General features: G+C 45.5%; 16 protein-coding genes and 1 riboswitch. Of the genes, 7 read left to right on the top strand and 9 right to left on the bottom strand.

Annotation, left to right across the window (positions count from 1 at the left end; translation table 11 throughout):
- Positions 1-39 precede the first annotated feature (39 nt).
- Positions 40-258 carry a hypothetical protein gene (locus tag QUA44_RS29480; protein WP_333257172.1) on the bottom strand — a complete coding sequence of 73 codons (219 nt, stop codon included), beginning with the start codon at positions 256-258 and terminating at the stop codon, positions 40-42.
- Between the two features lie 55 nt (positions 259-313).
- Entirely contained in the window at positions 314-529 is a 216-nt protein-coding gene (locus QUA44_RS29475; RefSeq protein ID WP_333077478.1) for a plasmid partition protein ParG, read from the bottom strand.
- Between the two features lie 596 nt (positions 530-1,125).
- On the opposite strand from QUA44_RS29475, the gene aroF reads away from it, so the two are divergent.
- The gene (aroF, locus tag QUA44_RS29470) at positions 1,126-1,986 is read left to right on the top strand and encodes a 3-deoxy-7-phosphoheptulonate synthase (protein WP_333257169.1); all 861 of its coding nucleotides are present in this window, start codon (positions 1,126-1,128) and stop codon (positions 1,984-1,986) included.
- Between the two features lie 173 nt (positions 1,987-2,159).
- A complete protein-coding gene (locus QUA44_RS29465; RefSeq protein ID WP_190693645.1) occupies positions 2,160-2,357 on the top strand; it encodes a heavy-metal-associated domain-containing protein in 198 nt (65 codons plus the stop codon).
- Between the two features lie 114 nt (positions 2,358-2,471).
- Here QUA44_RS29465 and QUA44_RS29460 read toward each other — a convergent pair whose 3' ends face one another.
- Entirely contained in the window at positions 2,472-2,879 is a 408-nt protein-coding gene (locus tag QUA44_RS29460; RefSeq protein WP_333257175.1) for a metalloregulator ArsR/SmtB family transcription factor, read from the bottom strand.
- A gap of 146 nt (positions 2,880-3,025) precedes the next feature.
- On the opposite strand from QUA44_RS29460, the gene QUA44_RS29455 reads away from it, so the two are divergent.
- Positions 3,026-3,193: a metallothionein gene (locus QUA44_RS29455; RefSeq protein ID WP_333257166.1), complete on the top strand. Its 168-nt coding sequence runs from the start codon at positions 3,026-3,028 to the stop codon at positions 3,191-3,193.
- Positions 3,194-3,482: 289 nt separating this feature from the next.
- Positions 3,483-3,743: a DUF7219 family protein gene (locus QUA44_RS29450; RefSeq protein ID WP_333257163.1), complete on the top strand. Its 261-nt coding sequence runs from the start codon at positions 3,483-3,485 to the stop codon at positions 3,741-3,743.
- A 165-nt stretch (positions 3,744-3,908) separates the two neighbouring features.
- Here the strand turns inward: QUA44_RS29450 and QUA44_RS29445 are convergent, their stop codons facing one another.
- Complete coding sequence (locus tag QUA44_RS29445) at positions 3,909-4,979, bottom strand: metal ABC transporter solute-binding protein, Zn/Mn family (protein ID WP_333257161.1); 1,071 nt, start codon at positions 4,977-4,979, stop codon at positions 3,909-3,911.
- 89 nt (positions 4,980-5,068) lie between these two features.
- On the opposite strand from QUA44_RS29445, the gene QUA44_RS29440 reads away from it, so the two are divergent.
- Positions 5,069-5,788, top strand: a complete 720-nt coding sequence (locus tag QUA44_RS29440) for a metal ABC transporter ATP-binding protein (protein WP_333257159.1) — start codon at positions 5,069-5,071, stop codon at positions 5,786-5,788.
- 153 nt (positions 5,789-5,941) lie between these two features.
- Positions 5,942-6,781: a metal ABC transporter permease gene (locus QUA44_RS29435; protein WP_333257156.1), complete on the top strand. Its 840-nt coding sequence runs from the start codon at positions 5,942-5,944 to the stop codon at positions 6,779-6,781.
- A gap of 306 nt (positions 6,782-7,087) precedes the next feature.
- On the opposite strand, the gene QUA44_RS29430 is transcribed toward QUA44_RS29435, so the two are convergent.
- The 5 genes from QUA44_RS29430 to QUA44_RS29410 all read right to left on the bottom strand — a co-directional run bounded on the left by QUA44_RS29430 (position 7,088) and on the right by QUA44_RS29410 (position 11,759).
- The gene (locus QUA44_RS29430) at positions 7,088-7,774 is read right to left on the bottom strand and encodes a CADD family putative folate metabolism protein (RefSeq protein WP_333257153.1); all 687 of its coding nucleotides are present in this window, start codon (positions 7,772-7,774) and stop codon (positions 7,088-7,090) included.
- A 125-nt stretch (positions 7,775-7,899) separates the two neighbouring features.
- Positions 7,900-8,982 (bottom strand): WD40 repeat domain-containing protein, encoded by a 1,083-nt coding sequence (locus QUA44_RS29425; RefSeq protein ID WP_333257151.1) that lies wholly within the window; start codon positions 8,980-8,982, stop codon positions 7,900-7,902.
- Positions 8,970-9,941, bottom strand: coding sequence for a GTP-binding protein (locus tag QUA44_RS29420; RefSeq protein WP_333257148.1), 972 nt, complete (start codon positions 9,939-9,941; stop codon positions 8,970-8,972). Before QUA44_RS29420 ends, QUA44_RS29425 begins: the two co-directional genes overlap by 13 nt.
- 182 nt (positions 9,942-10,123) lie before the next feature.
- Positions 10,124-11,158, bottom strand: a complete 1,035-nt coding sequence (cobW, locus tag QUA44_RS29415) for a cobalamin biosynthesis protein CobW (protein WP_333257147.1) — start codon at positions 11,156-11,158, stop codon at positions 10,124-10,126.
- Positions 11,159-11,348: 190 nt separating this feature from the next.
- Positions 11,349-11,759: a DUF1636 domain-containing protein gene (locus tag QUA44_RS29410; protein WP_333257144.1), complete on the bottom strand. Its 411-nt coding sequence runs from the start codon at positions 11,757-11,759 to the stop codon at positions 11,349-11,351.
- 22 nt (positions 11,760-11,781) lie between these two features.
- Positions 11,782-11,928, bottom strand: a riboswitch (cobalamin riboswitch).
- 134 nt (positions 11,929-12,062) lie between these two features.
- Between QUA44_RS29410 and QUA44_RS29405 the strand changes: the two genes are divergently transcribed.
- Positions 12,063-12,317: a hypothetical protein gene (locus tag QUA44_RS29405; RefSeq protein WP_333257141.1), complete on the top strand. Its 255-nt coding sequence runs from the start codon at positions 12,063-12,065 to the stop codon at positions 12,315-12,317.
- Positions 12,318-12,389: the final 72 nt, after the last annotated feature.

Raw genomic sequence — 12,389 nt, 5'->3', positions numbered from 1 at the left:
TTTAACAATTATTTGCAATAAGTGGAAATTAAAGCCGTCCTAGAAGGACGGGGCTTTAGACCCAATTTTTTGGTAATAAGAGCGGCCTGCAATATCGGGGCGTTTTTCAGCCTTCATTTTTTGCTGAGCACATCGTCGCTTAGCATAAAGGTCTTTTTCAATTTCAGTCTCGCCAGGGGCATAAAAAGGACGGTGAGGAAGCAGTTCGGCTTCTAAATCCTCCCAAGATTTCTCTGGGTTGTCTGAATCTCTCAGCATTTGTCCCTCGCGGTTTGTTCGAGGATGCCGTTTATTCGATATAGTCGATCGGTCATCAGTCTGTTTCCTCAGTTTTGGCGATCGTCTTGACGCGCTGGGGCTTTGGCTCTAAAACGGGTTCGTTTTCCTGTAACCAAGTTTCGATGTACTCCAACAGAACCTCATTCATGCTGAGGCTACGCATGGCGCAAGATGCTTTGAACTTGGCTCTTGTCTCTTCAGGTAGATAGATTTTTACGGACACAGTTTTACTTGTAGTCAAAGTTTCCATATCGCTATATCGATTTGTCTATGTGTCTAGCCTGACACACAGGCGCGCGATCGGATAGGGGCGCTTGTCGATATAAGGACTTATCGGCTTGTCCCTATATCGATATAATAACAGACATAGCCAAAAAACGACAACCGCGCCGAGTTAAACGCCATTGCCGTTTCCCTACATTTGACAAAAAATAGCTTGACATCCAAATCTTCTTGTGCTAGCTTGTCAAATAGTATTGTGTTTAATCCACAAATCGCAGCACTTCACTCATGTTCACAGCCAAGTTCACAGCCAACAGCTATTTTTATTTTTGGTACAGCAAAGTTCGCCCGGAGTGAATTTGCAATTCACTGTGAACATCCGGGCGAACCGCAGATTAACACCTGCGGTTTTGTTTTTTCTAGTTCTTTTCCCAACAACCAATCGACTACAAGCGAAAACAGCAATGACATTATTCAGTAACTGGTACGACAGCTTCTATTTTTGGCCCAACAAAAGTTCTGGGTAAATTGTCGCGCTGTCTTTTCGCACCAACCCGGAACTCCTTAAAAGTTCCGGGTTTTTTGTTGTCAACCACCCACTTAAATTTCCAGGAAAATACCCTCATGTTAGAAGCCAAACTCGTAACCAAATCTCATCCCGAACACCAAACAATTGTCAAACTCTCAGAAACAGTCTCAGTCGGCGGCACAGAATTATTAATCATCGGGGGCCCCTGTACCGTCGAAAGTTCCCAACAAATGGAAACAGTCGCCCGCCAACTATCCGCCGCATCAGTGCAAGCTTTGCGAGGCGGAGTCTACAAACCTCGCACATCTCCCTATTCTTTCCAAGGCATGGGAATTGAGGGACTCGAAATTTTAGCCGATGTCAGCCGGCGTTACAGTTTACCCGTCGTGACAGAGGTAATGTCGATCGCCCAAATCGAGCCAGTTGTCACCTATGCTGATATGCTGCAAGTAGGTAGCCGCAATATGCAAAACTTCGAGTTACTAAAGGCGATCGGTCAAGCCGGAAAACCAGTCCTACTAAAACGCGGCTTGTCAGCCACAATCGAAGAATTTGTGATGGCCGCCGAATACATTCTCAGCCACGGAAATCCTCATGTAGTTCTCTGCGAAAGAGGCATCCGCAGCTTCGACAATTACACGCGAAACGTATTAGATTTAGGTGCAGTCGTAGCGCTGAAACAGTTAACTCATTTGCCAGTAATTGTAGACCCTTCTCACGCCGTCGGCAAGCGAGAATTAGTCGCACCACTAGCCAAAGCAGCGGTTGCTTGCGGTGCAGACGGATTAATTATTGAGTGTCACCCGCAACCCGAAAAATCGGTTTCTGACGCGCGGCAAGCTCTTTCTTTACCAGATATGGTAGATTTAGTTGCGAGTTTGCGGCCTGTAGCCGCCGCCGTTGGGCGCCGCATACCCGATATTAATGTGCCTTCACAGGTATTAAGTTTGAAGTGATATTGGTAGGAAATAATCTATAACTTTTAACGTCAAACTCTCAAGTCGGTTAAAACCGACTTGAGCTTTTAGGCAGGGGTTTAAACCCCTGCCGAAATCGTGAAAAGGGCGTGTTTCACGAATTTAGATTAAAATAAAAAATAATACTGTCATCTACGAAATTTTGCTGAATTATGGCAATACTACTTAACGTTCCCTCGATCGTTTGCTCTGGCTGCGCTGATACAATTACCAAAGCCATCAAAACTGTTGACTCCGATGCTACTGTGAATGTGGATGTCGCAGCTAAGACTGTTACAGTAGAAGCTCAAGCTTCTGAAGAGTCAATTTCACAGGCGGTTGTTGCTACGGGCCACACCGTCCAAGATTAATATCTAGTTGGGTGGGGGCGGGTTTACGAGATTATTGGTCTTAGGCCGAGATTATTGGTAAAACCAGCCCCTACAAAATTTTAAATCCATTACCAATGCCCAATGCCCAAAAGATTATTCTTCGTCTAAGTGTTCGGCGACTGCTTGGTAAAGTTCCAAAACGTGGCGATCAAGTAAACTATAAAAAACTTGTCTCCCAACCTTGCGGTAACTTACCAACCGCATCGCCCGCAATGCCCGCAACTGATGCGATACTGCTGACTCGCTCATACTCAACGCTGCAGCCAAGTCACACACGCACAGTTCTTGTTTGGCCAAAACAGACAGCAGCCGCAGGCGGTTCGCATCTCCCAAAAGACTGAAAAACTCTGCCATCCGCTGGGCTTTTGCGGTGTTGAGAACTTGTGTTTGGATGTCCCCGGCCCGCAAACAGTCAACTAGGTGCGATGGCTCGCACGTTGGTGTATCGTTTTGTTCGTGAGACTGACTTATCGCTCCATTAACAGCAGAGTTAGGTGACATCTTTTCCCGGCTAGTTTTAATTCTCATTTTCATTTTAGTGCGATCGACAAACCTTTTGTAACAAAACTTTTACATTCCCTTGACATACATCTGAATATATGTTCAGATATTAGTATAGACAAACAACCCCACCAGGAGAATCTAAAATGACTACCGCCACCCAAACCAAATGTGCCTGTCCTTCATGCTCGTGCGTTGTCAACGTCAGTGCAGCCATTGAAAAAGACGGCAAAACATACTGTTCCAGTGCTTGCGCTGAGGGCCACCCCAACGGCCAAGGCTGCGGCCACGCCGGCTGCGAGTGCCACAAATAAACATTCGGCTTCAGAAAAGGTTAATCACCAACTGCAAAATATATCTAAAGGGAGATGCGAACCGCGCATTTCCCAATTTTTTTGCTTTTAGGTTAAAGAAAAGTTAAAATAAAGCTAACTTAAGGTTAAGACTGCATTAATAGACTAAATACAAAGCGAAAAAGCACAATTGCTACTTACGCAATACAATAGAAGCAAGTTAGCGCCGCGATACTGAGTACAAATAGTGCTATTTACAGCAGAGACCAAACCAAAAGTTGAATACCAAAAGTTTAATTAGGAGGGGGCAATGAAAGAGCGGGAAGATTTTTTACATCCTCGCAATCGCTACTACGGTGATTTCACGCCAGAAAACTTGGCGTTTAATGCCAACTTGCAGGAGTTTGCTCAAAAAATAACTTATATTTGCTCGCTGGAAACTGGGGGGAAAATTAGCGCTGAGAAAGCCTATAAAGATATTAAGATGCTTTGGAAAGACTTAAAATCCTCTAAGAAGCAATTGGGAATTGGCCAAAAACCCCCCAGTACCGAGGAGGAAAATTCACCTTAAAGTCATCGCAGCCAAACGTAGATAAGACGGCGGTTGAAACCGCGCCTATAAAAACGAAGTCCGCCGACGCGGACTGAAGAAAATAATATAATTTTAACCGCCCTGTCTTCAAACCGCGGAGGCGGTTTTTGTTTGTCTAGCCGCAGTTTCAACCGCCGACTTTTTCTATGGTTTCGGAGTTGGTGTTGCTTCTCCTGCAAACGGAGTACAATTTCCGCCGAGGCCTGAAGTAATCGCGCAAGTATTAGTTTTCAGCATTCCCTGATATGTATCAGCGCCCGTACCCGGGCCGCCCAACTCGTCGCTATAAAGTTCCTTGTCGGAAATTTCGACATTTGCCTCCCTCGCCACAGTCTCCATCAACTTCGGATTAGTTGTAGTTTCGGCAAAAATTGTCGGCACTCCTGCAGTCTTAATTTGTGATGACAATTCGGCAATTCTGGCGGCTGTGGGCTGTTCTTCTGTTGTGACTCCCTGCAAAGCTCCAGCAACATCTAAACCGTAAGCATCGGCATAGTAACTCAGTGCATCGTGAGTTGTGACTAATTTGCGTTTATCCGCAGGAATTGTCGCTATTTGTGCTTTGATCCAATTATCTATTTTTGCTAAATCATTGGTTGATTTCGTGGCATTTGTGGTATAGAGTTGAGCATTAGTTGGAGCAACTTTGATCAATTCGTCGCGAATTGTTTCTACCATCCATACACCATTTTGAGCGTTGTGCCAAACGTGAGGATCAGGAACTTTTTCGCCTGCTGCATGGGGTTTGTCTTCCGCTTTCTCTTCGCCGTGTTCGTGTTCGCCCATTAGAGGTTTGGGAACGGCGAGTTCGTGTACGGCGATTTTGGGTGCGGAATTACTGCTGGATTTAATTAATTTAATGATGCTGGGTTCGTGGTCGTAGCCGGCGTATAAAATCAAATTTGCTGTTTCAATCGCTTTACTGTCTTCCGGCTTGGTTTGGTAGGCGTGGGGGTCTTCTCCGGGCTTGATTAGACAGGTGGTGTCGATCGAGCTTTCAGCAATTTCCTTAGTAATATCGCAGATCACACCAGTCGTGGCGACGACTTTCGGTAAGTTAGCCACGGGACTCACTTGAGTTTGAGTGGCGCTGGGACTCTGGGGCGTGGAATTGCTGGGTTTGGGGGCGGAAGTGCACCCAACCAGTCCGAAACCGATCGCCAAAACAGCCGTACTGCAAAATCTGCCAGTTTTTCCAGACAATTTTTTTAACATTTCACCTTTGGAACGATAATCGTTATTGCTTTTTCGAGTTATCCTATTGTAGTAGCTACGAACAAGAATCGTTCTCAAAATCGGGAATTATGTTAGAAGTGCAAGACTTGGCTGTGAATTATCGAGGAATTTCGGCCCTTAACAGCGTGAATTTCCAGTTAGAACCCGGACAATTAACCGGTGTATTCGGCCCCAACGGCGCGGGGAAAAGCACGATGGTGAAAGCGATGCTGGGATTGATTCCGGCGTGTCGGGGTTTGGTAAAATATCAGGGGCGGTTGTTGAAGGAACAGTTGTCGCGGGTGGCCTATGTGCCGCAGCGATCACAAATTGACTGGGATTATCCGATTACTGTGCAAAACGCGGTGATGATGGCGCGGACTGTCCAGACTGGTTGGTTTCGATCACCCTCGAAGCAGTCCCAAGAATTGGTCAAAGCGGCTTTGCTGCGGGTGGGAATGTGGGATTTGCGCGATCGGCAAATTGGCGAACTCTCCGGCGGACAGCAGCAGCGGATTTTCTTAGCAAGGTCGATCGCCCAACAAGCCGATTTATTCTTCTTCGACGAGCCCTTTAGTGCGATCGACAAAGCAACAGAAGAGATTATATTCGATATTTTTGCCGAACTCAAAGCCGAAAATAAAACATTGCTAGTAATTAGTCACGATTTAGGCGAAACTTTAAAAAAATACGACAATTTATTGTTGTTAAATAAGCATTTAATTGCCGTTGGTTCCAGCCGAGAAGTTCTCACCGCCGCCAATATTCAAAAAGCCTATGGATACGATTTAAGTTTAGTTTCAGCCTAAGCAAAATGGGATTATTCTCACCGTAGGGTGCGTCGCTACGAAATTGTCGATTTCCCTTGATAATTTTTCAATGGCGACACAACAGCTAAATCCGTTGCCGAACATCCGTTAAATCCCGTACATTGCTCATTGCCGAACTTCCTTCTTCTATAAATGTTAAACCTACTAATTGAGCCACTACAATTCGAGTTCATGCGAAATGCGATCGCCGTCGGCATTTTGCTAGGAATTCTCTGCGCCGTGGTTGGCTCCTACTTAATTGTACAGCAAATGGGAATGATGGTTGACATGATAGCCCATTCAGTATTAGCAGGATTGCCGGTGGCTTTTTCTTTAGGTTTCAATATTTCGCTCGGCGCCTTTATATCAGGAATTATCAGCGCGGTAATTATGGCGTGGATTCAATCGCAATCGCGCCTTAAAATTGATGCAATTATGGCATTAATTTTGTCTACATTTTTAGCAATTAGCGTCACGCTGATTAGCCTTTTGCGGACTACAAAATTAGACTTAGATGGGTTTTTATTCGGCAATATCTTGTCAGTTGCACCGACTGATGTGCAGCAGACTTTTGTCATAACTGTGATTATTTTGGTCGCGGTTAAACTCTTTTACAAAGAACTGCTATTCTATACTTTTGACCCGTTGGGCGCGCAAGCCTGCGGTTTGCCTGTAAACTGGATTTATTTGGGGATGATTTCGGCGATTACGCTGACGATTGTTGCGAGTTTGCAAACTGTGGGGGCGCTGTTAGTAATTTCGCTGTTAATCGGGCCGGGAATTACGGCATATTTGTTGGTAAAAGAGCTGCATTTAATGATGGGATGGGCAGCAATTATTGGAATTACAGCTAGTGTGACGGGGATGTATCTCAGCTATTATTGGAATATGCCGTCGGGTGCGGCAATTGTGTTGGTTGTTTTTGGATTATTTTTAGTAGCTTTGCTGTTCAGTCCCAGTCAAGGAATTTTGACTAGAAAGAAAGGAGAGTGAGTACCGAGATTGTTGGTGAGGGAGGGCGGGTTTTGTTCTGAGATTGTTGGCGAGTGTCAAAATCCTTGGCTAAACCCGCCCTACAAATTATGCGTTTTTTCTACCTAACTATACGCACAATTAATCATTGGTAGGGGCTGTGAGGGAGTGAGGGAGGGCGGGTTTTGTACCGAGATTGTTGGCGAGTGTCAAAATCCTTGGCTAAACCCGCCCCTACAAATTATTCGTTCATTGGTAGGGGCAGGTTTAGCTAATAAACTTTTGTATTCACAGATAATTTATGTACAAAACCTGCCCTTAACTTAACTAGATGCACTTAGCTTGACAATAGGTTTCATAAACCCCATCAAGCAGTAAGTTGATAGCCAAAGTTGCTTTCTCGGTGGCTAACAGCGCTTCCTGTTTTGCTTCTTCAGTTTGGCAAAGCTCTAACAGCGCTTCGCGGGTAGCTTCCGAGTGGAACTCGTCGGCTTTTTCGTGGACTTTAAAGAAAGACAAAGCAGCTTCGGAATCGATGCCGTAAAATTCCTTCAAACCAGCGATTTTGGTTGTAGAAACTTCGGGGATTTGCGCTTCGTAAGCGTAAAGGGCTGCTAAACCTTTGACGGGTGATTCGCTGCGCGCTAAGTCTTTGAGAATGCGAACGGATTCGCTGGTTTTTTCTAAGTGTTCGTGATCGATAACTGCATTTCTGTCTAAACCCAAACCTTCGGCAAAGCGCAGCCACAGTTCAGGGTGATTAGCAGCGCCTCTCTCTTCTTCTATCAGGTTTTCGAGGAGCATTTGACGAATTTTGATGTCGTCACAGGCGGCGTGCGTAGCGCTGACATAGGTGGGGAAGTTGTGGACTTGCAGATAGTATTCTTTGGCGTACTCTTGCAGTATTGCGAGGTCGAGTTTACCTTCGTTCCACATTTGGTAGAACGGGTGTTTCAGCAGGTGGTTTTGGTCAAGAATCGTGTTGATTTGTTCGAGAAATTGCTGTTGGGTCATAATTGTCGATCGCCCTTAAGGATAATGCAGCCACTAAAATGTTATATTAATCTAGCCTTCAGTAAAGTGCAAGTTTTCAATTGTCTACATCTTTGCAGCACCGGTGCGATCGGCCGTCATGGAACTTAGCGCCGCCCGAACCCCTTGCCTCGCATAGATTTCGACCAAACCAGCAATTCGCCACCACAGCCGCAGGCCGCCAGAAATTGACCATCGGGATGCCATGCGAGACAGGAAAAACCGCCCTCTGCACCTTCTAGAATTTGCAGCAATTGTGCTGCTTCCTCCCACAAACAAACTTGACCGTCAGCAGCGGCGGAAGCTAATAAAAATGTGTTAGGTTGAAAGGCGATCGCATTTACCACATTTTCATGCACCTCTAACGCCCAAGAATCCCAACCGACACTTTCATCAGCGTCTCTTTCCCAGACGGAAATGCCTTGAGAGCTCGAAGCAGCTAACAAAGGTGCACCCAAAGAATTAGTTTTATCCGACCAAGCTAACTCCCGAACTTTCCCCGGAAAACCCTGCATTACCCACGGTTCAAAATTTCCCCATTCATTAACAATGAGAGTATTGTCCATATTGCCACAAGCTAAATATTCTCCTTGTGGCGACCAAGCAATTGCACCGGTTGCAGAGGGTACTGATAAAATTTCCGGGTCTTCGTCCCAGTCTTCGCCATGCCAAACTTTGACGCCTTGATAGCCGCTAACTGCCAGATATTGAACCATCGGATGCCATGCTAAATCGAGGATAGATGATGACTCGAAATTCAGCGTTACTTCAACAACATTATCCTCAGCATTCCAGACTTGAACGTAGCGGCCCATACTGAAAGCTAACTGGTTGCAGTTGGGACTCCAAGCTAACTTATCAACCCAGACACGCTGGTTATCCAAATCAGCAATTAATTCCCCAGAATTAACGCGCCAAATTCGCACTTTTCCATCTTGTCCGCCAGCAGCTAGGAATTGACTGTCGCGGGAAAAAGACAAACAATCGGCTGACTTACCCGTGGCACTTTGTAGTGTTTGCAAGGACAATTCATTAACTTCCCCTACTTCCGCCAGCATCACTTCCCCCGCAGCAGAACAGACTGCTAAACTTGTACCATCCGGCGACCAAGTAACAGCAGTTACGTAGTCAGACAGCATTGCTTTGGCGTGAAATTCCAGGGTTTGTTCGCTACTTTTTAAACTAGACACCGACGGAAATCCTCTCGCAATTGATTTTCGTTTAAGTTACGGCCGATGAATACGAGTTCATTTTTCGGAGTTTCGGTGGCTTTCCAAGGCCTATCCGGCCGGCCATCGAACACCATGTGTACTCCTTGGAAAACAAATCGCTGGTTGTCTCCGGCGACATTCAAAATTCCTTTTGTCCGAAAGATATTTGGCCCTTGAGTCCGCAACAATTCCTCCATCCAATCGCTGAATTTGTTGCGGTCAATAGCGCCGGATTCTACTATTGCTACGGAGGTAACTGTTTCGTCGTGTTCGTGAGTGTGCTCGCCCAAAAAGTCGGGTTCGATGTCTAATGCGCGGTTCAAATCAAATGCTTTAACGCCCAACAAAGCATCCATTTGTAATTCAGCATTGCGGGTTCGGTGAATTTTTGCCATTGCATTCATGGCGCGAATTCGCTTTTCTAATTCTGCCAATTCTTCCTCACTCACTAAATCTGTTTTGTTGAGCAAAACTACATCAGCAAAAGCAATTTGTTCTTGAGCTTCGTCTGCGTCCCAGTGCTGCCAGATGTGCTTGGCATCGACTACGGTGACAACTGCGTCTAGCAGCAATTTGTCCCGCATATCTTCGTCTACAAAAAATGTTTGAATTACGGGTGCTGGGTCGGCTAAACCAGTGGTTTCGATGACTATGTGATCGAATTTGTCGCGCCGCTTCATTAAGTTACCGATAATCCGAATTAAATCGCCTCGGACGGTACAGCAAATGCAGCCGTTGTTCATCTCGAAAATTTCTTCATCGGCATCAATTATCAGTTGGTTGTCGATGCCTACTTCGCCGAATTCGTTGACGATGACTGCAACTTTTTTGCCGTGTTCCTGTGTTAAAATGCGGTTGAGCAGCGTGGTTTTGCCTGCACCTAAATAGCCTGTGAGAACGGTAACAGGAACTGATTCGATCGCCCCAGCAGTCACCATACTTTACCTCGATTATTGTACAATGATAACCATTATCGCTATTCTACACCAGACCTGCTGGCAGCGCCCACAATATTAAATAATGTTAATAAATTGTCCGTGAGAGCTTGTAGGGGCGAGTTTTACCAATAATATTTGCTGCAATTCAAAATATCGATCGACCCGCCCCTCTCAGATGACAATTAATTGTTAATCATAGCTGCAATTCGATCGCGCTCTAACTCTCGACCGATCAGCACTAATTTGGTTTGGCGGAGTTCGGAAGGTTGCCAAGGACGATCGTAAAAATATTCTATGCGCTCCCCGACACCTTGCAACACCATCCTCATCGGTTTCTTGGGAACCGCCACAAACCCTTTAATCCGATAGATTTCCTCCTGCTGCATCAAGGATTGCAGTTTTTTCACCAAAGCTTCAGGTTCAAACTCGCGATCGGCAATAAAGAAAGTCGAGTTAATATCATCATCGTGTTCATGTTCCTCTTCCGTGTCGTGGTGACTCGGACGAGACTCCAAATCATCCTCAACCGCCGCATTAAATCCCATTAGCACATCAGGGTTAATTTCGCCACCCTTGCAAGGCACAATTTTCACACTCGGACGCAACTCTTGCTGCAACCAGGTTTGAACTTTCTGTTGAGTTTCTTCGTTTACGCGATCGACCTTCGTTAAAAGTACCATATCGGCACAGGCTAACTGGTCTTCAAACAATTCCTCGATCGGAGTTTCGTGATCTAAACTATCATCAGCTTGTCGCTGTGCCATCAAAGCATCGATATCACCGACAAAACTACCGCTAGCAATAGCTTCGCAATCGACAACAGCAACAACACCGTCTACTGTAGCACCGGTGCGAATTTCCGGCCAGCGAAAAGCTTGAATTAAAGGTTTAGGAAGTGCGAGGCCCGAAGTCTCAATTAAAATACAATCAATTTGTTCTCTGCGCTTCAACAATTCCTGCATAGTCGGCAAGAATTCCTCTTGAACAGTGCAGCAAAGACAACCATTTGTTAGTTCTACAATATTGCTGCTGACATTTTCTTCTTCGTCGCAAACTTGGCAATCGCGCAGCAGTTCTCCGTCAATTCCGATTTCGCCAAATTCGTTAACCAGAACAGCAATGCGGCGACCTTGATTATTTTGCAATAAGTGGCGAATTAAGGTAGTTTTGCCGCTACCAAGAAAACCAGTGATGACAGTAACAGGAATTTTGTGCATTGATAATTTTGTGCTTATTTGGTGATGGGACATCTCGTTCCCAGGCTCTGCCTGGGAATGCTAATCTAGAGGCTCTGCCTCGCTGGAATAAAGGAGCGCTTTTAATACGAGGCTCTTCCTCTGGGTATGCGTTACCAGGCTCTTCCTAGGAACGAAAGGAAAAAAACTAAAGTCCTTACTACAAACCTATCTAATTTGGTAGTGGTGGAATCTTGGCTAAAACGCCTTTTTTCAGAGCTGGAGGACGCTCAGACCACGGCAACAAACCGTCCGGTTTGGCATAGTATTGACCCGCGCATTCGAGTACCGCCTCGACGCTTTCCGACTCATTTGCTGGTAAATCGCCAAACAGATAAGTGTACTTTCCAACAGCAGCAAAAGACACCGCACAAGAGTGACTGCAAGCACTCATGCACTCAACCTCTTGAATCTCAAACTTATCAGAAAACTCCCAATCTTTAGCGAGTTTCGATAAGTCTTCCATAAATTGTTGACCGCCGCTTTTACCTTCGCGCTTGCCGTTTTTCCAAACACTAGCGCAAGCAGTGCAAACAAACAGACTGTGCTTTGTGCGTACAGCCGTGTTAATTCCATCCATCATCCGTACCTCGCAGATGCGTTCAAAAGTGAGTTAGATATCGGCGGGCATTCTGACTTGAGAAACCACAACGGTTTCATTACAGTTGCGGGACAGCGCCGGACTTGCACCGAACTTTCCCCGTTTCCTCTAGCGGCTGCTCCTCGCTAGAACCGATCGCGAAGTCACATCATACCGCACTTGCCGCCTTTTTTCAAAAAAGTTATGTTTGTAAGAGCGATCGTTTCGTTCGTAGTAAGGACTTTAGTCCTTATAAGATAACGGCTTCAGGACTTTAGTCCTTACTACCAACCATAGTAATTACCTATGAACGCTTTTCCAGACTTTTCCAAACATGGCTATCAAATAAGTCGCGAACTCGGATACAACAGTTTGGGCGGCCGCGTCACCTATCTTGGCACAAAAATTAACACAAAAAAATCCGTTGTAATTAAGCAATTTCAATTTGCCCAATTAGGTGCTAGCTGGGCAGAATACGAAGCTTACGAACAAGAAATTAAAGTTTTGCAAAATCTGGATTTTCCGGGCATTCCCCGCTATCTCGATTCTTTTCAAACGTAAGCGTTCAGGGGGTATAAAGAAGACGAAAAACCACCCCCAAAATCAAAAAATAAAATTAGGCAGCAGTCAACA

Origin of the sequence: Microcoleus sp. N9_A2 (assembly GCF_036701775.1) — a bacterium.
In the GTDB taxonomy this organism is placed as follows: domain Bacteria; phylum Cyanobacteriota; class Cyanobacteriia; order Cyanobacteriales; family Microcoleaceae; genus Microcoleus.
This window is presented reverse-complemented; position numbering and strand designations above follow the sequence as displayed.